The following is a 20,242-nucleotide window of genomic DNA, read 5'->3' on the forward strand; positions in this document are numbered from 1 at the left end:
AAGGTCCGACGGTTGCGCGGCGTGGAGGTTGCGAGCGTTCGATGATGAGGAAACTGCTGTTCCGGCTGAGGGCGATCGGACGACCGGTCCGGCACTTCGTGCTCGAAATGCAGATCGCACGTCTGGCGATCATGGCGACGCGCCTGTGGCCGCGCCTGAAGCTGCTGGCCGCCCTGGTCGCCCTGCTATGTGGCTTCTGCATCGTCCTGGCGGGGCTCAGCGCCCGCAGCGTGCATCTCGCCCTGTCGCCAGTGTCCACGAGCGGCATCGGCGCGGCGATCGGAGCCATCCTGGCCGCTGCGATCGTGCTCGAACTCGCCGCCTTTGCGGTGACTGCAGCCATCGGCGCGGTGCTGCAGATCGCCCGAGACGTTGGCCGCCACCGCAGTGCGGTGCTGCTCGCGATGTCGAGCCTGCTGGCCGTCGCGGCCGCACTCGCAAGCCTCAGCGATGAGGCCGTCCTCCGGACCGACGGCCTGGCGGTGTTGAGCGTGACCGCCCTGCTGCTGACGCTGACGATCTGGTTCGAGCGCCGCTATCGCACGCCGAATGGGCCGGGCTTCCGCGACTTCCATGTCGACATCGTCGAGGCGCGGCGCTTCATCAACCGAGACGCCCATGGCGTCTGAACGCAGCCCTGCCGGGGCGCTACCGCCGATCACGGCCCATCACCTGGCGGAGGTGGTCGAAGCGGGACGCCACGGTGCCGCCGACGCGCTGGAGAACCAGCCGGCGCCCTCCTCCGCCGTGCCCTCGCAGACGGAAATGACACTGCTGGCGCGTGTGATCGAACTCTTCACCGCGATCCGGCAGGAGGCCTCCGCGACCCTGAACGGGCTCCAGGCCGAGATCGCCGCAAGGCGCGAGACCTTCACGCAGGAGCGCTATGAGAGCCGCATCCGCTCGATCGAGGCCTCGATGCGCGCGCTGCTCAACCGCCATGGCGGGGAGCTGGAACAGCGCGTCTACGACGCTCTGAAGGCCAAGCGCGAATACGAATACTTCAACTACATCCACAAGCGCACGGCCGATCCCAAGATCGACAAGTGGCAGTTCATCCTGCTGTTCCTGATCGTGCCGCTGACGCTGGAGAGCCTGCTCAACGGCAATTTCTTTGCCGAAGCGAGCGAGTTCGGCCTGGTCGGCGGGGCGGCGACCGCCGTCATCATCTCGGCGCTCAACATCGCGCTCGGCTTCCTCGTGGGCCTATGGCCGGCGCGCTACTGCCAGCATGTGCGCGCCACGCATCTGTTCTGGGCCCTGCCCGCCTATGTCGGCCTGATCATCCTGATCGTGATGTTCAACCTCGCCGTCGGGCACTACCGCGAGATGCTGATCGCCACGCCCGATGCGCGGTCGCTGCAGGTGCTGCCGCGGCTGCTGGAGAGCCCCTTCGGCATTGCCGAGCTGAAATCAGCGGCGCTCGTCATCATCGGCTGCATCGTCGCCTTCGCCGCGGCGGTGAAGGGCTATTCCGCCTTCGGCACCTATCCCGGCCACGGCGGCGCCTACAAGCGCTGGCGGCAGCGCTGGGAAGCGGTCGAGGAGGAGCGGCGGCGCCTCGATGTCGAGCTTCTGCCCGAGCTGGAAGCGGTGCGCTCGCGGATCGACGGCTTCAAGGAGGATTGCGCCCGCGAGAGCAGCCGCCTCCAGGGCTCCAAGGCGGCGGCCGAGGAGGCCCGCGACCTCTATGCCGCGCGGCTCGGCCAGCTGCGCGCGGCCAAGGATGCGGCCCTGATGCAGTATCGCGAGGCCAATCTGCGGGTGCGGACCGACATGCCGCCGGCCTATTTCTCGCAAACCCTCAACGTCACCGAGATCGACCAGCCGACGCCGCTCGCCGAGTATGTCGCCCTGCGAAATCTGATCGACGATTTCGAGCGCCAGCTCGCCACCATGCCCGCGCTGGTGGAGGCGAAGCTGCGCGAGCAACTCGCCCTCGTGCGCGGCCTCGATCTCGCCGGAGAGATCGAGCGGCTGAAGGCGCGGGCCGCCGAAGCCGGGCGCGACGCCTTCGAGCAGGACGAGGCGACGCGGCGACAGATCAATGCGGAATTCGCCGCAATGCCGCGTTAGACCCACAGGCACGCAGCGAGTAATGAGCGAGACATGAAGAGCGAAAGCTGGGCGATCGTCGCCTCGATCGTGGCGGGCGTCGCGCTGGTCGGCTTCTTCGCCGCCCCGTCGCTGCTGAAGGGCCCGCCGCGCGACCCCGACTCGCTGTGCCTCACATCCGGGGCCGTGGGTCACACGCTGGTCCTGGTAGACAAGAGCGATCCGTGGAGCGAGGTCCAGGCCGGGCGCCTGAAGCGGCTGGTCAAGCAGATCGGCGACGGCCTGCCCGCGGACCGGATGCTCTCGATCTACGTCTTCAACGACGCCTTCGAGCCGGGTTTTCCGCCCCTGCTGTCGCTCTGCAATCCGGGGCGCACGGCGAGCGAACTGATCGGCAATCCGCGGCGCGACTACATCCGCTGGGTGGAGAAGTTCGGGCGGCCCCTCGACGAGGCGCTGGCGGTGCTGACCCAGCCGGCCAAGGGCAATCTCTCGCCGATCGTGGAAGCGGTCGGCGACGTGGCGTCGCGCCCCGAGACGCGGGTCCGCGAGGGCGACAAGTCGCTCGTGCTGGTCTCGGACATGATGCAGAACTCGGCGCCGTTCTCGGTTTTCGGCAGCAATCCGGCCGTGCGCGATCCCGAGCGCCTCAAGCGCCTCGTGACGAAGGTTTGGCAGGATTCCGGGGCGCGGGACTGGAAGCTGCAGGTCCACCAGGTTCAGGGCGTCTATGATCCGACACGGCTCGAACAGGCGAGCACGCTCTGGCAGCAGGCCCTTCGCAGCTCGGGCATCGCCTTCGTCTGGGAGCGACTCTGAGCGGCCCGCAACCTGCCCGCCCGCCTACATGCCGTAGGCCATGCGGACCCCGCCCCAGTGGCGGCCGTTGACGCGCACGGGCGCATCGACCTCGCGCACCATCTCATGGACCCCGCCGCCCATGTCACGCAGATAGGACTGGACGAGGAAGGGACGTATCGAGCGTGCGGCCGCGATGCCGGCGCGATCATCGAAGATGCGCCGGTTGCGCGCATGCGCCGCGTTCCAGACCGGATCGCCCGACCGCTGCGGGAGCGCATAAGCTGCGTTGTGGACGGGAATGAAGCCGTTGCGGTCGATCGGAACGGTGAAGAGCAACCGCGGATCGGCCGCGACGAAGCGCGCCAGCAGCGGCGGCAGGATCTCCTCCAACACCGGCAAAGCGCGGTTGCGGTATTGCTGCGGGTCCGTCTCGGCGATCGCGACATAGTCGACATCGAACAGGTCGCCCTCGGTCAGACGCGCGCGCGCGAGGGCCTCGGAGAACAAGGACTCGACGGCGGCGGCAAAGGCGTGGGTGCGTTCGATCAGCGGCCGGTAGCCGCTCTCGGTCTGCTCGAGCAACGCGTCGAGCAGCCGCGCATGGTCGAAGGTCTGGCGGTCGAAGGCCAGGTGCAGGCCGAGATCGCTGACCGCAGCCAGTCGGCAGGGCATCGATGGCAGGCCCTCCACAGTGAGGCTGCCGCCGAGGCCCGGCGCGAGCTCGTCCTGCTCGGGACGGGCGATCAGCGCGCCACCACGGCCGATGTCGATCGTCCGGCTGCTGAACTGGTGCGCGCCGAGCCTGACCTCGACGGGGTGCTCGGCGGGAAAGCGGTCGTGCTGACGTCGGTCGGCGAAGGAGGAGTGCCGCAAGGTCGGGATGAAGCGGCGCAGCATCCCGCCGGCGAGGCTGGCGCCCCGCGCCGTCGCCCTGCGCGCGCTGGCGCTCTCGGTCGCGGCCGCCAGGGCGACGCGGTCGATCTCGGCCACACGCTCGGCGACGGTCTCGACGAAGCGGGCCGTCTCGCCCGCATTGCGCGACAGCTCGGCCGTGGCCGCCGCCTGCTCCTGCGACGCCTGGCCAATCGCGGCGATGACGGGATTGACGTCGCGCACCATCTGCAGCGCATCGGTGACGATCGCCGCGGAGCCATGCGCCGCCTGGGTCAGCCGGTCGACGCGGCTGCGAATGTGCTCGACCGCCTCACGCACCTCGACGGAGAGAACCTTGACCTCCTGCGCGACGACCCCGAAGCCACGGCCGGCCTCCCCAGCACGGGCGGCCTCGATCGACGCGTTCAGGGCGAGCAGGTTGGTCTGGCGGGCGATCTCGGCAATCGAGTCGACGATGCCGCGGATCTCGGCCGTGGCCATGGCGAGGCCCGTCATCATGTCCGTCGCCTCGCCGGCGCGGATCGCCGCCGCGTCGAGGCGCTCGCGCGCACGGCTCATCGAGCAGCCGATCTCCTCGGCGGAGTCGGAGACCTGTCGAGAGGCGGTCACAAGCGCGGCGGAGTTGGTACTCGCCGTGGTGGTGGCCTCCCGCATGCCGAGCACGCTGTCGTGGATCGCGCCCGCGCGCGTCTCGGATTGCGTCGAGGACTGTTCGGCGCGGCCGAGATCGGCGGCCAGCCGCCGCATCGCCGCGACCACATCCTGCTCGAGCACGGAAACGGCTTCGCGGTCGGCAAGGGCGGCGATGTCGGCGGGCGTCGGCACGGATGCCGGCAACGCCTCCACGGGCTGCGCAGACTCGGCGGTGCGCGCCTGGCTTCGACGGCTCAGCCAGCGTCGAACCCTGCCCTGCATCGGCCCATCCAGTCCCTTCACGCCACAATTCTTTATGGTCCGATAGGGTTAAAAAAGTCTGACTGTTGTGTCGGAGACGGTGGCCTCACGCGCTGGCGAGCATGGACCACTCCGGCCTGTGCCTGTAAGCCTCCGGGACCGGCGCCTCATCAGCGCAGATGCCCTCCGTCCTGCTTCCCGCCTTCGAGCGAGCGCCGCCATGAACAGCAACAGCTATGACGTGATCGTCGCGGGTGTCGGCGCCATGGGCTCGGCCGCCTGCTGGCATCTGGCGCAGCGCGGGCTGAAGGTGCTGGGGCTGGAGCGCTTCGACCTCGGCCACACGATGGGCTCCTCGCACGGGCTGACGCGGATCATCCGGCTGGCCTATTTCGAGGGCTCGAAATATGTGCCGATCGTCCAGCGCGCGCATGAACTCTGGCAGACAACAGGCGACGAGGCCGGGTTGAAGCTGCTGCACGTCACCGGATCGCTCGATCTCGCGCCGGCGGGCTCCGGCGAGGTCGAATCCTCGTTGCAATCCTGCCTGGACCATGGGCTCGAGCACGAGCAGCTCGACGCGAAAGAGCTCGCGCAGCGCTTTCCGGGCTTCACGCTGCCATCGGGCCATATCGGGCTGTGGCAGCCCGGTGGCGGCTTCGTCGCCTCCGAGAAGGCGATCTTCGCCCATGTAGGGCTCGCCCAGTCGCGCGGCGCCGAGATCCGCACCAACGAGCCGATGCTCGACTGGACGCCGACCGCCGATGGCGGGGTGACGGTCAGGACGGCGCGCGGCACCTACAGCGCCGGGCGGCTCGTCATCACCTCGGGCGGCTGGATCGCCGACGCGGTGCCTGCGCTGGCGCGGACGGTCACGACGGTGCGCCAGGCGATCGGCTGGTTCACCACCCGCAAGCCCGAGCTCTACCGCGAGGGCGTCTTCCCGGTCTTCATCCTCACCGTCGAGGAAGGCAGCTTCTACGGCTTTCCACTCTACGAGCATCCTGGCTTCAAGCTGGGCGGGCCGCATTTCGGGCGCGAGCCGATGGATCCGCGGGAGGACGACCGCACGCCCAGCCCCCGGCAGGTTGAGCTGATCCGCGCCTGCCTCGCGCGGTACCTCCCGGATGCGGCCGGCGAGCCGCTGACGCTGAAGGGCTGCCTCTACAGCGTGACGCCGGACGAGGATTTCATCATCGACCATGTGCCCGGCGTGCCGCAGGCGGTCTTCGCCTCCTGCTGCTCCGGGCACGGCTTCAAATTCGCCAGCGCGATCGGCGAAATCCTGGCCGACCTCTCCGACAGCGGCCGGTCGCGCTTCGACCTCGCGCCCTTCTCGCTGGCGCGCTTCGCGGCCTGAGACGAAAGAACCAAGCCGCGTGGCCAGCCCCGAGCAGAACCGACGCGGCATCATCGCCATGCTGGCCGCCATGGCGCTCTTCGTCTGCAACGACGCGCTGATGAAGCTCGCCCGCGAGGTCTATCCGGCCGGCCAGGCGATCACGCTGCGGACCGGCTTCGCCCTGATCATCGCGCTGGGCCTCGTGCTCGCTTTCCGGGAGGGCGCCAAGTTGCGCCTCGCGCTGCGGCCGATCGTGCTGCTGCGCGGGCTGATCGACGCCGCGGTCACGCTGACCTTCATCTGGGCGCTCGCCGAAATGCCGCTGGCCGACGTCACCGCCATCCTGCTGGCCTCGCCGATCATCATCGTCGTGCTCGCGGTGGTGCTGCGGATCGAGCGGGTCGGCTGGCGCCGCACCGCCGCGGTCTTCATCGGTTTCTGCGGGGTTCTGGTCGTGCTCCGGCCGGCCACCGATTCCTTCAACGCCGCGGCTCTGGTCGCGCTGGCGAGCGCCTGCCTCGCCGCCGCCCGCGACCTGCTGACGCGCAAGATCGGCAACGAGATCCCCTCCACCGTGATCGCGCTGATGACCACCGCCATCGTCGGTATCGTGGCCTGCGGCTACGGGCTGCTGGAGGTCTGGCAGCCGGTCTGGCGGCGCGAGACGTCCTATGTCGCCGCCGCGGCCGCGCTGATGGCCGCGGGCAGCATCTGCATCATCAGCGCCTATCGCAACACCGATGTCGGCGTGGTCTCCGGCTATCGCTATTCGGTCGTGATACTCGCGGTGATCATGGGCTATCTGGTTTGGGGGCAGTTGCCCGACCCGATCGCCGGGCTCGGCATCGCGATGATCGTGGCGAGCGGGCTCTACACCATGCACCGGCAGCAGGTGGTGCCGCAGTCGCAGCTCAAGCTGCCGAGCACGCCCCCGACATGAGCGCCAGCGCCCTGAAGCCGACCCTGACGGTGCTGGTCGCGATGTCGGCCCTGCAGCCGCTCGCGCTCAACCTGCTCGCGCCGGCGGCGCCCGCGCTCTCGCGCCATTTCGGCTCGAGCTATGCCACGATCCAGCTCGCGCTGACGCTGTTCCTGGTCGCCGTCGCCCTGACCCAGCTCGTCAGCGGGCCGCTCTCCGACCGCTTCGGGCGGAGGCCCTGCGTCAATGCCGGCATCGCGCTGTTCATCGCCGGCTCGGCGCTGGGCGCGCTCGCACCCTCGATCGAGGTCCTGCTGCTGGCGCGCATCCTGGAGGGGGCCGGCTCCGGCTCCGTCTTCGCACTCTCACGCGCGATCATCCGCGACACGGCCAACCGGGACGAGGCCGCCAGCCAGATCGCCACCGTGACGATGGTCATGGTGGTCGCGCCGATGATCGCCCCCTGGCTCGGCGGGCAGATCGAAACCGCTTTCGGCTGGCGGATGATCCTGTGGTTCATGACCGTCAGCGGCGTGATCGTACTCTTGCTGACCCTGGTCAAACTGCCCGAGACCGCGCCGAATCTGGGACTGCGCACGCCGCTGCTCGGCGTCTTCCGGGCCTTCCCGACGCTGATCGTCAACCGCGTCTTCGTGCTCAACGTGATCGCGGTCTCGACCAGCTCGGCCGCCTTCTTCGCCTTCATCGCGGCGGCGCCCTATATCGTCGTCGAGACGATGGGGCGCGGCAGCGACACCTACGGCGCCTATTTCATCCTGAACGCGGCCGGCTACATGGTCGGCAACTATGCGATGGCGCGGCTGGTCATGAAGATTGGCGCGCCGCGCATGGTCCATCTCGGGCTGGTCATTTCCTCCGTCGCGATGACGGTGGCCGTGCCGCTGTCGCTGAGGGCGGACTGGTCGCCGATCATGCTGTTCCTGCCGCTGGCCGTGAACGCGATCGGCAACGGCATGACGATCCCCGGCTCGACCGCCGAGGCGCTCTCGGCAAGGCCAGACCTCGCCGGCTCGGCCGCCGGCCTCATGGGCGCGCTTCAGCTCGGCTTCAGCGCACTGATGACCGTGGCGATCAGCCTCGTCGTGACGATCTGGCCGCCCTCGCTCGTCGTGCTGATGTGGCTGCTGACGATCATCGGGATGATCGCGATCCATTTCGGGCGGAGCGGGGCGGCGGCGCGCTGAGGCCGCCGCGCCGCAAGGCCGCCTGCCTCACTCCTCGAGGCGGGCGAGCAGGCTGGAGGTATCCCAGCGGCGGCCGCCCATCTTCTGGACCTCGGCGTAGAACTGGTCGACCAGCGCGGTGACGGGCAGCTGCGCGCCGTTGCTGCGCGCCTCCTCGAGCACGATGGCGAGATCCTTGCGCATCCAGTCGACGGCGAAGCCGTAGTCGAACTTGCCGATGTTCATGGTCTTGCCGCGGTTCTCCATCTGCCAGGAACCAGCAGCGCCCTTCGAGATCACCTCCAGCATGGCCTCGACATCGAGCCCGGCGCGCTTGGCGAAATGCACGCCCTCGGAGAGCGCCTGGACGAGGCCGGCGATGCAGATCTGGTTGACCATCTTGGTGAGCTGGCCGGAGCCGGCCGGGCCCATCAGCTTGCACATGCGGGCATAAGCCGCGATCACCGGCTCGGCGCGGGCGTAGGTCTCGGGCTCGCCGCCGCACATCACGGTGAGAACGCCGTTCTCGGCACCCGCCTGGCCGCCGGAGACCGGCGCATCGACGAAGCCGAAGCCGCCGGCCTGCGCCGCCGCGGCGAGTTCGCGCGCGACATGGGCCGAGGCGGTGGTGTGGTCGACGAAGATCGCGCCCTTTTCCATGCCGGCGAAGGCGCCCTGCCCGCCCAGCGTCACAGAGCGCAGGTCGTCATCGTTGCCGACGCAGGCGAAGACGATCTCCTGGCCCTTGGCGGCATCGGCCGGCGTCGGCGCCGAGACGCCGGCATGCTGCGAGACCCAGGCCTGAGCCTTCGTCGGGTTGCGGTTGTAGACCGTGACCTCGTGGCCCTTGGCCTTGAGGTGACCCGCCATGGGATAGCCCATGACGCCGAGACCGATGAACGCGACTTTGGCCATGTTTCGCTCCGCTTGACTGTTTCTGATTTCGGCAAGGGCTTTAGCCTGCGGCTGCCCCTCTGCAAAGGCGCGCGGCTGTGCTGCCGCATATGCGCGATGACGCCGTGTCGGTTGTGAGCGGCCCGGGTTAGGGCTAGGCACCCGGCCATGACGATCTCCAATGACGACGACCTCAAGAGCCTGCAGGACATCGGCCGCATCGTCGCGCAGACGCTGGCCGCCATGGGCAAGGCGATCGAGCCGGGCATGACGACCGCCGAGCTCGACCGGATCGGGCGGGCCCTGCTCGAGCGGGAGGGCGCGCGCTCGGCGCCGGAGCTGGACTACCAGTTCCCGGGCGCGACCTGCATCAGCGTCAATGACGAAATCGCGCATGGCATTCCCGGCGCGCGGCGGATCGAGGCCGGTGACCTCGTCAATATCGACGTCTCCGCCGAAAAGAGCGGCTTCTATTCGGATACCGGCGCCTCCTTCGCCGTGCCGCCCGTGGCCCGCAAGACCGAGCGGCTCTGCCGCGACGGTCGGCGCGCGCTCTGGGTCGGGATCGGGCAGGTCGGCGCCGGCAAGCCGCTGTCGGGCATCGGGACTGCGATCGGCCGCTTCGCCGAGAAGAACGGCTATACGCTGGTGCGCAATCTCGCCAGCCACGGCGTCGGGCGCTCGCTCCATGAGGAGCCGACCGAGCTCGCCACCTGGCCGGACCGGTCCGAGCGTCGGGTGATGCAGAAGGGCCAGGTCTTCACCATCGAGCCCTTCCTCTCGCTCGGCGCGACCCGGGCCGAGAATGGCGAGGATCCCTGGACGCTCTATGGCGAGCCGCGCGCATTGACCGTGCAGTATGAGCATACGCTGGTGGCCACCGCCCAGGGGGCGATGGTGCTGACGCTGCCGGCCTGACCACGAAGAGGCGGCCGGCGGCCCTCAGCGCAGGGCCATATGCCGCGTCAACCGCCCTTCCAGCCTGTCCCATACCCGGCGGACGATCTCGACGAGCAGCAGATAGAGCAGCGCCGCGTAGAGATAGATCGAGAGGTCGAAGGAACGCGAAAAGGCGAGCTTGGTCGCCCCCATCAGGTCGTAGAGCGTCACCAGCGAGGCGAGCGCACTGGATTTGATCATCACGATCAGCTCATTGCCGAGCGGCCGCAGGCCCAGGATCATCGCCTGCGGCAGGATGACATGGCGCAGGCTCGACCAGCGGTGCAGGCCCAGCGCCAGCGCCCCCTCGAACTGGCCGCGCGGGATCGACTGGATGGCGCCGCGCAGGATCTCGGCCTGATAGGCGGCGGTGTTGATCACGAAGGTCAGGAGCGCGCAGTAGAACGGCTCGCGGAAGAACCACCACAGCCCGAGATCGGTCCAGAACAGGCGGAACTGGCCGAGCCCGTAATAGACCAGGAAAAGCTGGCAGAGCAGCGGCGTGCCGCGGAAGAAGGTGGTGTAGCCGTTGATCAGGACCTGCGCCCAGCGCGGTCCGTAGAGCCGCGCCACGGCGAGTCCAATCGCGAGCAGGAAGCCCAGCGACACGGAGATCGCGACGAGCTGAAGCGTCAGCCCGACGCCAGTGGCCATCCGGCAGCCATAGTTCTGCAGGACCTCGCTGCCGACCAACCAGCCCGGGTATTCGCACCAGGTCATCGCGTCGCGCCCCCGAAGGCGGCAATGCCACGGTTGGCGCGCGCTTCCATCCGGCCGATGCCCCAGGCCGAGATCATCGAGAAGAAGAGATAGAGCGCCATCGCCGCGCCGAAGAAGAGGAAGGGCTCCTTGGTCGCGACATTGGCGCGGGTGGTGATGAACATGATGTCCGGCAGAGTGATGACCGAGACCAGAGAGGTTTCCTTCAGCAGCACCATCCAGTTGTTACCAAGGCCGGGCAGCGCGACGCGGATCAATTGGGGGAACACGACGAGGCGGAAGGCCTGGCCCTTCGTCAGACCCAGCGCCGCGGCGGCCTCGCGCTGGCCCTTCGGAATGGAATTGAGCGCGCCGACCCAGACCTCGCTGGAGAAAGCCGACAGCACGACGCCGAGCGCGATCATGCCGGCGACGAAAGGCGGCATCGAGAAAGAGCCCGGCAGGCCGAGCCAGCGCCAGGCCTCCTGCAGCAGCACCTGGACGCCGAAATAGATGATGTAGAGCGTCAGAAGCTCCGGCACGCCGCGAAAGACGGTGGTGTAGCCCGTGGCCAGAAGCCGGGGGACGGCGCGCTGCGAACGAGCTCCGAGCGCGACGACGAGCCCGAGCGCGAGGCCGAAGGGCAGGGTCGCGAGCGCGATCGAGATGGTGATGCCCGCACCCTGAAGCAGGGCCAGCCCCCAGCCGCCATCGCCGAAACCGAGGAGCGCGAACTTGTCGAACATCGAGAGGGGTGCCGGGCCTTTGAAGCGTGAGCCGGCGCGGGGAAGCCGCGCCGGCCGCGAATGCCGAACCGATCAGAGGATCGGGATCTTGAAGTACTTGTCGGCGATCTTCTTGTGCGAGCCGTCGGCGATCGTCTCGGCGATGGCCTTGTCGAACATCGCCTTCAGAGCGGTGTCCTCCTTTCGGACGGCGCCACCGACGCCGGGGCCGTGGATCGTGGCATCGCGGGTGATCTCGCCGATCTTCTTGCAGCAATCCTTGCCCTTGCCGTTGAGGAAATCCTCCAGCGAGAGCGAGTTGGCGATGATGTAGTCGAGACGGCCGCTGAGCAGATCGAGGTTCGCCTCCTCCTGCGTCGGATAGGGACGCGCGGTGGAATCCTTGTAAACCTTCTCGACATAGTTCGAATGGACGGTCGAGCCCTGCACGCCGATCGCCTTGCCCTTCAGGGCGGCGGGCGAAACGTCGGTTGAGGTCGTCGTCTTCGGGCCGATGATCCAGATCGGCGTCTTGGTGTAGACCGCCGTGAAGTCGACACGCTTCTTGCGCTCGTCGGTGGCGTTCATGCCGGCGATGATGATGTCGTATTTGTTGGAGAGCAGCGCCGGGATGATGCCATCCCAGTCCTGCACGACCCAGGTGCACTTCACCTTCATCCGCTCGCAGAGCAGGTTGCCATAGTCGATCTCGAAGCCCTCGAGCTCCTTTTTGGCATTCAGGTTGTTGAAGGGCGGATAGGCGCCTTCGGTGCCGATCCGGATTTCCTTCCACTCCTTGGCCTGCGCCATCGCGCCGGTGGCACCGAGGACCGTCAGCAGGGCCGCGGCGAAAACTTTGGCGAAACCGTTCATGATGCCTCCCACAGGGTTCGTCCGGCCGGATCTCACCGTCCCATTGCCGGCTCTGCTCACAGATTGGGCGATGGGGCCGGTCGGCCGCAAGTGGGCTTGCGCAGCTTTTCTGGGCCCGCGCGCCGAATTATACGGCAAGCGACCGGCGCCCTGTCGGTGCGGAGACGCTGGACGGCGCCGCCGGGGTTGCCTACCACCGCCTCGCCCTCCCCCCGCCGGGAGCCCCTCCAACCGCGAGATGCGCCCGTGATCCCCTGGACCCTGCTGGACACGGCCACCCTGCCAGGTGCCGCAGGGCGCGAGTTGCGGCTGAAGCGCCGAGGCGCCGAGTTCTCGATCATGCTCGGCACGATCGAACTGATGAACAGCCGCCTGAGCGGCTCGGAGGAAGCCCTCGCCACGCTGGTCGCGACGCGGCTGGCGGGACGCACCAAGCCGCGCATCCTGATCGGCGGGCTCGGCATGGGCTTCACGCTGCGCGCGGCCCTGGCGAGTTTTCCCGCCGGGGCCGAGATCACGGTTTCGGAACTGATCCCCGCCGTGGTCGACTGGGCGAGAGGGCCGATGGCGGAGCTCTTCGCCGGCTGCCTCGACGATTCCCGCGTCACCATCGCCGTGCAGGATGTCGGCCGCGTCATCGCCGACGGCGCCGGGCGCTACGACGCGATCCTGCTCGATGTCGACAACGGGCCGGAAGCACTGACGGTCGCCGCCAACGATCGACTCTACGAGGATGGTGGGCTCGGCCTGGCCAAAGCGGCCTTGCGCCCGGGCGGCATCCTGGCGGTCTGGTCGCAAGGCCCCGACCGCCGTTTCACGGGGCGGCTGCGGCATGCCGGCTTCGCCGTCGAGGAGGTGATGGTGCGGGCCCATCGCGGCAAGGCCGGCGCCCGCCACATCATCTGGCTGGCGCGCAAGGCGTGAGCGCCCTCCTCAGGGCCGCCCCTTCCCCAGCGCCCTCGCCTCAGCGATCAGGCAGAGTTCGGTGAAGAGCACCTGGGCCGCGCAATGGGCGGTGTTCGAGGTCGCGTCATATTGCGGGGCGATCTCGACGACGTCGGCGGCGACGATGTCGGCGCCCTTCAGCCCGCGCAGGATGGCGAGCGCCTCGCGCGGCGTCAGGCCACCAACCTCGGGCGTTCCGGTGCCGGGCGCGAAGGCGGGGTCGATGGAATCGACGTCGAAGGAGACATAGGTCGGCCCCTCGCCGATCACGGCCCGCGCCTTCGCGATGACAGCCTCAATGCCGAGCCCGTCGATCTCGTCGGCATGGATCACCGTCATGCCGCTCTCATAGGAGAACTCCCAGAGATATTCGGCGCCGCCGCGGATGCCGATCTGGATGACGCGCTCCGGGTCCAGCACGCCGTCCAGCACCGCCTGCCGGAACGGGCCGCCATGGTGGAACTTCGAGCCCTCATAAGGGCCCGACGTGTCGCAATGGGCGTCGATATGGACCATGCCGACCGGCCGCTTTGCTCCCACCGCCTTGAGAATCGAGTATGTGATCGAATGGTCGCCGCCGACGGCGAGCGGCGAGACGCCGGCCTCGACGATGGTGCGGAAGGTCGCCTCGATGTCCTCGTGACAGCTTTCCAGCGAATAGCGCGAGCGGAAGGGCACGTCGCCGATGTCGGCCGCCTTGAGCATGCCCAGCGGCGCGGTGCCCATGACATGGTCCATGGGCCCGATGCGCTCGATGGCACGCACCGCGCGGGGGCCGAGCCGCGTGCCGGCGCGATTGGTGACGCCGAGATCCATGGGCAGGCCGATGATCGCGACGTCGAGGCCGCCGAGCCCCGGGGCGGCCAGGGCATCCGGACGATAGGGTGCGCCGAGGAAGGTCGCGACGTCCGAGAACGGCCATTTACGCCTGTCGCCCTTGAACTGGTCGGCGGCGACCCTGGCGAAATGCGGGTCGTGGATGTCAGCACCGCTGGCGTCGGCATAGCGCGCCCGGAGTTTCGCGAGCTTGTCCTGGTCCATGATGCCCCCTTGCGGCCAATCAGGCCAGCCGATTTTCCAGCAACGTGACGGAGCCGCCCTGATAATCGGCCGAGCGATAGCGCTTGTAGCCGAGCTTGGCGGCGACCCGGAAGGAGGCATCGTGCGCAGGGTCGATCATGCAGACGCAGCGCCGCTCGCCATGCGTCGTGGCAAACCATCCTTGCGCCGCCAGCGCCGCCTCGGTCGCATAACCCCTGCCCTGGGCCTCGGCGGCGAGAATCCAGCCGATTTCCGGCGCAGCGTCGAAATCGGGCCCGAGGCTCCGGCGGCCGTAGAACAGCCCGACCTCGCCGATGACGGCGCCGCCAGTCTTCTCCTGAACCATGAACAGGCCATGCCCGAACAGCGACCAGTGGCCGGCGATGCGCAGAAGACGCTGCCAGGCTTCCTCGCGTTCGAGCGTGCGCCCTCCGACGAAACGCACCACGGCGGGGTCGCTGCGCCACGCATGGAGCGCGTCGAGATCATCGGCTTGGGGTGGGCGCAGGCGCAAGCGTTCGGTGTCCAGCATCGGCTGCATTAACCACCCCCGGGGTCGCTCGGCCAAGGGGGCACACGACCTAGTCGAAAGTTGAATGCGACCGGCCCGAAAACGCTCGCGAAGCCCAGCGCCTTCCTCTAGAAAGCCAAGCAAGTCCCAATGCTTGGCGACGGCGGCTGAACCGCGTCCCACCCATCACGACACTCGGCCCGCCGAGTCACAATCGAGGAGATGTCCCGAGATGAAGCGCCGTCAGTTTATCCAGACCGCCACCGCCGGTGCCGCCGCCGCGGCGATTGCCTCCCCGGCTGTCGCCCAGTCGGCCCCCGAGGTGAAATGGCGTCTGGCCTCCTCCTTCCCGAAGTCGCTCGACACGATCTATGGCGGCGCCGAGGTCATGGCCAAGATGGTCTCCGACCTGACCGACGGGAAGTTCCAGATCCAGGTCTTCGCGGCCGGTGAAATCGTCCCGGCGCTGCAGGCGGCCGACGCCGTGACCAACGGCACCGTCGAGATGTGCCACACCGTGTCCTATTACTATGTCGGCAAGGACCCGACCTTCGCGGTGGCGGCGTCGGTGCCGTTCGGCCTGAATGCGCGCGGCCAGAACGCCTGGCTCTTCCAGGGCGGCGGCAACGACCTGTTCAACGAATTCTACAAGAAGTTCAACATTCACGGCATGCCCTGCGGCAACACCGGCGCCCAGATGGGCGGCTGGTTCCGCAAGGAGATCAAGACCCCGGCCGATCTTCAGGGTCTGAAGATGCGCATCGGCGGCATCGCCGGCCAGGTGCTGGCCAAGCTCGGCGTCGTGCCGCAGCAGATCGGCGGCGGCGACATCTACCCGGCGCTCGAGAAGGGCACCATCGACGGCGCCGAGTGGGTCGGCCCCTATGACGACGAGAAGCTCGGCTTCTCCAAGGTCGCGCCGTTCTACTACTATCCCGGCTTCTGGGAAGGCGGCCCCTGCGTCCACGCCTTCGTCAATCTGGAGAAGTGGAACGCCCTGCCCAAGGCGTATCAGGCCGCGCTGACCGCCGCCTGCACCTATGCCAACACGCAGATGCTGGCGAAGTACGACACGCAGAATCCGGCGGCGCTGAAGCGCCTGGTCGGCGCCGGCACGCAGCTGCGCCCGTTCTCGCAGGAGATCCTGGAAGCCTGCCTCAAGGCCTCCAACGAGCTCTACAGCGAGATCTCGGCGAAGAACCCCGATTTCAAGAAGGCGATCGACTCGATGACCGCCTTCCGCGGCGACCAGTATCTCTGGTGGCAGGTGGCGGAGCTCAGCTTCGACGTCTTCCAGGTGCGCTCGCGCGCCCGCTGATCCCGGCAAGAGGACGCGGGACTTCGCGCCCTCCCCGTGGTGCTGCTCGAACGCCCGGCCTCGGCCGGGCTTTCTGCGTTTCAGGCCGCGGCGACATCGCCGCCAGGTCCAGGTGTGCGCTGAATGCGGCGCGAAGACCTTCCGCTGCGGCATTCATGATCTAGACGCATGCATTGCATGCATTTTTTGCTTGCGTTGGCGCGCAGACCTGTTTTTCTGACGTGATCGTGATGGCCTGGACAGCAGGCGCGCGAAAACGCTCCAGGGGAGGAGATAAAGTATGAAGCGTCGTCAATTCATAAAGGTCGCCGGAGCCGGTGCCGCTGCGGGCGCGATCGCGAGTCCCGCCATCGCGCAGGCCATGCCAGAGGTCCGGTGGCGGGTGACCTCATCCTTCCCCAAGTCGCTCGACACGATCTATGGCGCGTCCGAGGTGCTGTCGAAGGCTGTTTCGGAGGCCACAGACGGCAAGTTTCAGATCCAGGTCTTCGCCGCCGGCGAAATCGTTCCGGGCCTTCAGGCCGCCGACGCCGTGACCAACGGCACCGTCGAGATGTGCCACACCGCGTCCTATTACTATGTCGGCAAGGATCCGACCTTCGCCTTCGGCACCGCGGTTCCGTTCGGCCTGAACGCCCGCCAGCAGAACGCCTGGTTCTATCATGGCGGCGGCAGCGAATTGCTCAACGAGTTCTACAAGAAGCACAACATCTATGCCCTGCCCGGCGGCAATACCGGCTGCCAGATGGGCGGCTGGTTCCGCAAGGAGATCAAGACCGTCGCCGACCTGCAGGGCGTCAAGATGCGCATCGGCGGCTTCGCCGGGCAGGTCCTGTCCAAGCTCGGCGTGGTGCCGCAGCAGATCGCCGGCGGCGACATCTATCCGGCGCTGGAAAAGGGCACGATCGACGCGGCCGAGTGGGTCGGCCCCGCCGATGACGAGAAGCTCGGTTTCAACAAGGTCGCGCCGTTCTACTACTATCCCGGCTGGTGGGAGGGCGGCGCCTCGCTGCACTTCTTCCTCAACACGGCGAAGTGGGAGGCGCTGCCGAAGGTCTACAAGTCCGTGCTGACCACGGCCGCGGGCCTCGCCAATGTCGACATGCTCGCCAAATACGACGCCCGCAACCCCGCCGCTCTGAAGCGGCTCGTCGGCGCCGGCGCGCAGTTGCGGCCGTTCTCGCAGGAGATCCTCGAGGCCTGCCTGAAGGCGGCGAAGGAGGTCTATGCCGAGACCTCGGCCAAGAACGCCGACTTCAAGAAGGTCTATGACGCGATGGCGGCCTTCCGGAACGACGAATATCTCTGGTTCCAGATCGCCGAATACACCTTCGACAATTTCATGATCCGCGCGCGCGCGGCCAATCAGCTCTGACAAGGAGCGACCGGCCGCATCGCGGCCCAACTACCCCCACACCCCGGCCGCGAGGCCGGGGTTTTCGGTTCGGCCGCCCTGTCCTAGGATCGGTCCGCCACATCTGCGCCGCCTTGTTCGGCCAGGATCGCGCCGGGTCACGATCGGACAGTCTTCCATGCTGCGCATCGCCAGTTCCGCCTTCGCCCTCCTGCTGGTCGTGACCGGCGCGCAAGCCCAGTCGATCGGCGAACCCATTCCGGGCCGTGGAGCCGGCAAGGAGCGCGCGAAACCCGCTCGTGCCGATGCACAGCCGATGCGGCCCTGCCCCGAATACGGTCCGGGCTTCGTCAGGGTGGACGGCTCGTCCTTCTGCGTTCGTGCCGGCGGTTCGGTTCGTGTCGATGTCGGCAAGAGTTCGCGCAGCGGATATGGCAGCTCGACCGGGGCGCTGGTCCAGTTCGAAGGCCGTGGCCCCTCGAGCTTCGGCGAGGTCCGCACCGTCGTCCGGATGCGCGGACAGGTCGACCGCGGGCTCGATTCAGGCTCCTACATCTATCGCTGACGGCTGGCGGCGGCTCAGCCGACCAGGCGCGCCACCTCCTCTCGCAGCACTGGAACGAGTTCGACCTCGAACCAGGGATTGCGCCTGAGCCAGGCGTTGTTGCGCCAGGACGGGTGTGGCAGCGGCAGGATGCGCGGCCGGTCCGGACGCGCCCAGATCGTGCGCCAGTCCGCCACCGTCTCCGACAGGGTGCCCGCCGCCACCTCGCGCAGATGCCAGAGCTGCGCATGGCGCCCGATCGCGAGAACGAGTTCCACCGCCGGCAGCGCCGCGAAGACGCGCTCCCTCCAGACCGGCGCGCATTCGGACCGCGGCGGCCGATCGCCGCCTTTGGCGTCCAGCCCCGGAAAGCAATGCCCCATCGGCACGATCGCGACCTTGGCGGCATCGTAGAAGCGGCTCTCGTCGAGGCCGAGCCAGCCGCGCAGCCGCACGCCCGAGGGATCGGTGAAGGGCTGGCCGCTGGCATGGACGCGCGTGCCGGGCGCCTGTCCGGCGATGCACAGCCGCGCCGTCGCCGAGGCCTGGATGACCGGACGCGGCTCGTGCGGCAGCGGCCGCCCGCGCAAGGGTGCATCGCGGCAGATGCGGCAGGCCCTCAGTTCCGCCAGCAGCGCCTCGAGCCCGTCGTCTCCCGTCATCGTCGGGCCAAATGCCTGCGACCGGGAGCCTGCGACAACAGCCCGTCGCAAGTCCAGGTCGCGGGCGTCCCGCTCCAGCCTTGGGGATCTCCAGCCTCGACCGTCGCGATGGCGTTGATCTGGCCACTCGGTCGATTGCGAAGGACATAAAGCGCCCCGCTGCGCTCGACCGTGAAGCAGTAGGTGCGACGCTTTTCCTGCGGGCCGTAATAGTAGCAGACCGCGTCTGCCGTGGTGGTCCAGCAGGCGTCGGTGTTGGGAACGCCGCGGTTGTGACCGGTGGCGCGGCCATCGGGATGGTGATGCTCGCTGAAGGGGCGGTTGGTCCCGGCGTAGCGCCCGGCGACGGTGTTGCCCTCGAAAGCGCGGCGGATCGCCTCGCCATCGAGCCGCTCGGCGGCGCCGGCATGGCCCGGGGCCGCCATCATCGCGACGAGGACGGTCACCGCGGCCGGCAGCCGCATCAGCGCGCCGCCAGACGCCGCCGCGTCATCGGGATCGCGGGCGCCTTGGAGATGAGGCCATCGCAATACCAGGGCTCACCCTGGTCGCTGTGCTTGCGCGGATTGCCGAGCTCGACGGAGGCCAGCGCATTGATCTGGCCGTTTCCGGCATTGCGCAGGATGTAGAGATCCCGGTTCAGCTCGACCGTGAAGCAATGCACCGTTCGGTCGGTCTGCGGGCCGTAATAGTAGCAGACCTGGTCGGCGCGCGTTGTCCAGCAGGCGTCGCGGTTGGGCTGCCAGCCATTATGGCCGAGCGCCCGGCCGTCAGGGTCGTGGAACTCGGTGAAGAAGCCGCCATTGGTGTAGCGGCCGCTGACGGTGTTGCCCTCAAAGGCCCGGCGGATCGCCTGTCCGTCGAGACGCTCCACCGCCGCTGCGGGCAGCGGCAGTGCGACCAGGACCCCGAGCAGGAGCAACGCTGAGCGCATCACGCCTTCCAGCTCGGCCGCGCCGTCAGTTCCGCGTGCCAGCGCCGGATCTGGACAAACTCCTCCGGCAGCGGAATGCGGGAGGGCTTCATGAAGTCGATCGCGATGCCGGCGGTGATGTCGGCCACCGTCAGCTCCTCGCCGCAGAGAAAGCGGCTGCCCGCGAGTTGCAGTTCGAGCAGCCAGAGATGGTCGTCGATCTGCTCGCGATTGGCCTCGGCCCATTCCGGCACCTGAGTCTCGAGCTCGGCCATGGACGGGTGAGAATGGCGAAAGACCGCCGCGACGGCGGCAAAAAGACCCAGTTCGATGCGCCGGTTCCACATCTCGACGAGGGCCTGCTCGCGGGCGTCGCGGCCAAACAGCGGCGGCTGCGGGTGAAGGCTCTCGATGTAGCGGCAGATCGCAATGGTTTCGGCCAGGGCCGTGCCGTCGTCCAGCACCAGCACAGGCAGGCGCTGGGAGGGGTTCAGCCGGGTGAAGGCCTCGCTCTTGTGTTCCCGCTTGCCGATGTCGACCGGGACGATTTCGGGCAGCGGGACGCCCTTCTCGGCGAAAAAGATCCGCACCCGCCGCGGATTGGGCGCCCGCCCACCGTCATAGAGCTTCATCGAAATCCTCTCCCCGTCGCCGCGCGACCCGACCATGCCGCAGGGCGGATGGTCAATCCTTTCAAGGCGTTTCGTGATGGTTGTGTGGCAGAGGTGCCCCGCA

Annotated in this window: 22 protein-coding genes; 11 read left to right on the plus strand and 11 right to left on the minus strand. The window is 68.1% G+C overall.

The features are described 5' to 3' along the window. Nucleotides 1–41: 41 nt before the first annotated feature. The 3 genes from SJY11_RS18685 to SJY11_RS18695 are packed head-to-tail and all read left to right on the plus strand — an operon-like array spanning nucleotide 42 to nucleotide 2,874. Nucleotides 42–629, plus strand: a complete 588-nt coding sequence (locus SJY11_RS18685; RefSeq protein ID WP_376988247.1) for a hypothetical protein — start codon at nucleotides 42–44, stop codon at nucleotides 627–629. Beyond that, nucleotides 619–2,076, plus strand: coding sequence for a hypothetical protein (locus SJY11_RS18690; RefSeq protein WP_376988248.1), 1,458 nt, complete (start codon nucleotides 619–621; stop codon nucleotides 2,074–2,076). The genes SJY11_RS18685 and SJY11_RS18690 overlap by 11 nt, the downstream gene beginning before the upstream one ends. Nucleotides 2,077–2,109: 33 nt before the next feature. Then, a complete protein-coding gene (locus SJY11_RS18695) occupies nucleotides 2,110–2,874 on the plus strand; it encodes a hypothetical protein (RefSeq protein WP_376988249.1) in 765 nt (254 codons plus the stop codon). A 24-nt stretch (nucleotides 2,875–2,898) separates the two neighbouring features. On the opposite strand, the gene SJY11_RS18700 is transcribed toward SJY11_RS18695, so the two are convergent. Then, the gene (locus SJY11_RS18700) at nucleotides 2,899–4,575 is read right to left on the minus strand and encodes a methyl-accepting chemotaxis protein (protein WP_376988250.1); all 1,677 of its coding nucleotides are present in this window, start codon (nucleotides 4,573–4,575) and stop codon (nucleotides 2,899–2,901) included. 289 nt (nucleotides 4,576–4,864) lie between these two features. On the opposite strand from SJY11_RS18700, the gene solA reads away from it, so the two are divergent. Genes solA through SJY11_RS18715 form a run of 3 tightly spaced genes read left to right on the plus strand, consistent with a single transcriptional unit; the run spans nucleotide 4,865 to nucleotide 8,110 of the window. Beyond that, nucleotides 4,865–6,004 (plus strand): N-methyl-L-tryptophan oxidase, encoded by a 1,140-nt coding sequence (solA, locus tag SJY11_RS18705; protein WP_376988251.1) that lies wholly within the window; start codon nucleotides 4,865–4,867, stop codon nucleotides 6,002–6,004. Between the two features lie 19 nt (nucleotides 6,005–6,023). Beyond that, entirely contained in the window at nucleotides 6,024–6,926 is a 903-nt protein-coding gene (locus SJY11_RS18710) for a DMT family transporter (protein WP_376988252.1), read from the plus strand. Continuing rightward, nucleotides 6,923–8,110, plus strand: a complete 1,188-nt coding sequence (locus SJY11_RS18715; protein WP_376988253.1) for a multidrug effflux MFS transporter — start codon at nucleotides 6,923–6,925, stop codon at nucleotides 8,108–8,110. Before SJY11_RS18710 ends, SJY11_RS18715 begins: the two co-directional genes overlap by 4 nt. Before the next feature lie 27 nt (nucleotides 8,111–8,137). On the opposite strand, the gene SJY11_RS18720 is transcribed toward SJY11_RS18715, so the two are convergent. Beyond that, nucleotides 8,138–9,145, minus strand: a complete 1,008-nt coding sequence (locus SJY11_RS18720) for an NAD(P)-dependent oxidoreductase (protein ID WP_376988254.1) — start codon at nucleotides 9,143–9,145, stop codon at nucleotides 8,138–8,140. Between the two features lie 6 nt (nucleotides 9,146–9,151). Here SJY11_RS18720 and map point away from each other — a divergent pair, with 6 nt between their 5' ends. Beyond that, nucleotides 9,152–9,901, plus strand: a complete 750-nt coding sequence (gene map / locus SJY11_RS18725; RefSeq protein WP_376988255.1) for a type I methionyl aminopeptidase — start codon at nucleotides 9,152–9,154, stop codon at nucleotides 9,899–9,901. 24 nt (nucleotides 9,902–9,925) lie between these two features. Here the strand turns inward: map and SJY11_RS18730 are convergent, their stop codons facing one another. The 3 genes from SJY11_RS18730 to SJY11_RS18740 form a co-directional block, all read right to left on the minus strand. Then, complete coding sequence (locus SJY11_RS18730) at nucleotides 9,926–10,642, minus strand: ABC transporter permease (RefSeq protein WP_376988256.1); 717 nt, start codon at nucleotides 10,640–10,642, stop codon at nucleotides 9,926–9,928. Continuing rightward, nucleotides 10,639–11,367 (minus strand): ABC transporter permease, encoded by a 729-nt coding sequence (locus tag SJY11_RS18735; protein WP_376988257.1) that lies wholly within the window; start codon nucleotides 11,365–11,367, stop codon nucleotides 10,639–10,641. The genes SJY11_RS18730 and SJY11_RS18735 overlap by 4 nt, the downstream gene beginning before the upstream one ends. A 72-nt stretch (nucleotides 11,368–11,439) precedes the next feature. Further along, a complete protein-coding gene (locus SJY11_RS18740) occupies nucleotides 11,440–12,219 on the minus strand; it encodes a transporter substrate-binding domain-containing protein (protein ID WP_376988258.1) in 780 nt (259 codons plus the stop codon). A 246-nt stretch (nucleotides 12,220–12,465) separates the two neighbouring features. On the opposite strand from SJY11_RS18740, the gene SJY11_RS18745 reads away from it, so the two are divergent. Continuing rightward, on the plus strand, nucleotides 12,466–13,143 hold the full coding sequence (locus SJY11_RS18745; protein WP_376988259.1) for a spermidine synthase: 678 nt from the start codon (nucleotides 12,466–12,468) through the stop codon (nucleotides 13,141–13,143). 9 nt (nucleotides 13,144–13,152) lie between these two features. Here the strand turns inward: SJY11_RS18745 and speB are convergent, their stop codons facing one another. Both speB and SJY11_RS18755 read right to left on the minus strand, forming a co-directional pair. After that, a complete protein-coding gene (gene speB / locus SJY11_RS18750; protein ID WP_376988260.1) occupies nucleotides 13,153–14,205 on the minus strand; it encodes an agmatinase in 1,053 nt (350 codons plus the stop codon). 19 nt (nucleotides 14,206–14,224) lie between these two features. Next, nucleotides 14,225–14,737: a GNAT family N-acetyltransferase gene (locus tag SJY11_RS18755; protein WP_376988261.1), complete on the minus strand. Its 513-nt coding sequence runs from the start codon at nucleotides 14,735–14,737 to the stop codon at nucleotides 14,225–14,227. A 211-nt stretch (nucleotides 14,738–14,948) separates the two neighbouring features. Between SJY11_RS18755 and SJY11_RS18760 the strand changes: the two genes are divergently transcribed. From SJY11_RS18760 to SJY11_RS18770, 3 genes are all read left to right on the plus strand, one after another. Then, on the plus strand, nucleotides 14,949–16,034 hold the full coding sequence (locus SJY11_RS18760) for a TRAP transporter substrate-binding protein (RefSeq protein WP_376988262.1): 1,086 nt from the start codon (nucleotides 14,949–14,951) through the stop codon (nucleotides 16,032–16,034). A gap of 280 nt (nucleotides 16,035–16,314) precedes the next feature. Continuing rightward, complete coding sequence (locus SJY11_RS18765; protein WP_376988263.1) at nucleotides 16,315–17,409, plus strand: TRAP transporter substrate-binding protein; 1,095 nt, start codon at nucleotides 16,315–16,317, stop codon at nucleotides 17,407–17,409. A gap of 157 nt (nucleotides 17,410–17,566) precedes the next feature. Further along, complete coding sequence (locus SJY11_RS18770; protein ID WP_376988264.1) at nucleotides 17,567–17,953, plus strand: hypothetical protein; 387 nt, start codon at nucleotides 17,567–17,569, stop codon at nucleotides 17,951–17,953. A gap of 14 nt (nucleotides 17,954–17,967) precedes the next feature. Here SJY11_RS18770 and SJY11_RS18775 read toward each other — a convergent pair whose 3' ends face one another. From SJY11_RS18775 to SJY11_RS18790, 4 genes are read right to left on the minus strand one after another with little or no spacing between them, the layout of a single operon-like run. Beyond that, nucleotides 17,968–18,594, minus strand: a complete 627-nt coding sequence (locus SJY11_RS18775) for a uracil-DNA glycosylase family protein (protein ID WP_376988265.1) — start codon at nucleotides 18,592–18,594, stop codon at nucleotides 17,968–17,970. Then, on the minus strand, nucleotides 18,591–19,058 hold the full coding sequence (locus SJY11_RS18780; RefSeq protein WP_376988266.1) for a hypothetical protein: 468 nt from the start codon (nucleotides 19,056–19,058) through the stop codon (nucleotides 18,591–18,593). Before SJY11_RS18780 ends, SJY11_RS18775 begins: the two co-directional genes overlap by 4 nt. Next, on the minus strand, nucleotides 19,058–19,528 hold the full coding sequence (locus tag SJY11_RS18785; protein WP_376988267.1) for a hypothetical protein: 471 nt from the start codon (nucleotides 19,526–19,528) through the stop codon (nucleotides 19,058–19,060). Before SJY11_RS18785 ends, SJY11_RS18780 begins: the two co-directional genes overlap by 1 nt. Further along, the gene (locus SJY11_RS18790; protein ID WP_376988268.1) at nucleotides 19,528–20,139 is read right to left on the minus strand and encodes a glutathione S-transferase family protein; all 612 of its coding nucleotides are present in this window, start codon (nucleotides 20,137–20,139) and stop codon (nucleotides 19,528–19,530) included. The genes SJY11_RS18785 and SJY11_RS18790 overlap by 1 nt, the downstream gene beginning before the upstream one ends. Between the last annotated feature and the right edge of the window lie 103 nt (nucleotides 20,140–20,242).

This window comes from Allobosea sp. R86505 (assembly GCF_042466375.1).
In the GTDB taxonomy this organism is placed as follows: domain Bacteria; phylum Pseudomonadota; class Alphaproteobacteria; order Rhizobiales; family Beijerinckiaceae; genus Allobosea.

Coding starts and splice junctions, on each gene's coding strand:
- SJY11_RS18760 (WP_376988262.1), top strand. CDS start 14,949: ATGAAGCGCCGTCAGTTTATCCAGACCGCCACCGCCGGTGCCGCCGCC.
- solA (WP_376988251.1), top strand. CDS start 4,865: ATGAACAGCAACAGCTATGACGTGATCGTCGCGGGTGTCGGCGCCATG.
- SJY11_RS18785 (WP_376988267.1), bottom strand. CDS start 19,528: ATGCGCTCAGCGTTGCTCCTGCTCGGGGTCCTGGTCGCACTGCCGCTG.
- SJY11_RS18715 (WP_376988253.1), top strand. CDS start 6,923: ATGAGCGCCAGCGCCCTGAAGCCGACCCTGACGGTGCTGGTCGCGATG.
- speB (WP_376988260.1), bottom strand. CDS start 14,205: ATGGACCAGGACAAGCTCGCGAAACTCCGGGCGCGCTATGCCGACGCC.
- SJY11_RS18735 (WP_376988257.1), bottom strand. CDS start 11,367: ATGTTCGACAAGTTCGCGCTCCTCGGTTTCGGCGATGGCGGCTGGGGG.
- SJY11_RS18780 (WP_376988266.1), bottom strand. CDS start 19,058: ATGCGGCTGCCGGCCGCGGTGACCGTCCTCGTCGCGATGATGGCGGCC.
- map (WP_376988255.1), top strand. CDS start 9,152: ATGACGATCTCCAATGACGACGACCTCAAGAGCCTGCAGGACATCGGC.
- SJY11_RS18690 (WP_376988248.1), top strand. CDS start 619: ATGGCGTCTGAACGCAGCCCTGCCGGGGCGCTACCGCCGATCACGGCC.
- SJY11_RS18740 (WP_376988258.1), bottom strand. CDS start 12,219: ATGAACGGTTTCGCCAAAGTTTTCGCCGCGGCCCTGCTGACGGTCCTC.
- SJY11_RS18695 (WP_376988249.1), top strand. CDS start 2,110: ATGAAGAGCGAAAGCTGGGCGATCGTCGCCTCGATCGTGGCGGGCGTC.
- SJY11_RS18790 (WP_376988268.1), bottom strand. CDS start 20,139: ATGAAGCTCTATGACGGTGGGCGGGCGCCCAATCCGCGGCGGGTGCGG.
- SJY11_RS18755 (WP_376988261.1), bottom strand. CDS start 14,737: ATGCTGGACACCGAACGCTTGCGCCTGCGCCCACCCCAAGCCGATGAT.
- SJY11_RS18685 (WP_376988247.1), top strand. CDS start 42: ATGATGAGGAAACTGCTGTTCCGGCTGAGGGCGATCGGACGACCGGTC.
- SJY11_RS18770 (WP_376988264.1), top strand. CDS start 17,567: ATGCTGCGCATCGCCAGTTCCGCCTTCGCCCTCCTGCTGGTCGTGACC.
- SJY11_RS18775 (WP_376988265.1), bottom strand. CDS start 18,594: ATGACGGGAGACGACGGGCTCGAGGCGCTGCTGGCGGAACTGAGGGCC.
- SJY11_RS18765 (WP_376988263.1), top strand. CDS start 16,315: ATGAAGCGTCGTCAATTCATAAAGGTCGCCGGAGCCGGTGCCGCTGCG.
- SJY11_RS18730 (WP_376988256.1), bottom strand. CDS start 10,642: ATGACCTGGTGCGAATACCCGGGCTGGTTGGTCGGCAGCGAGGTCCTG.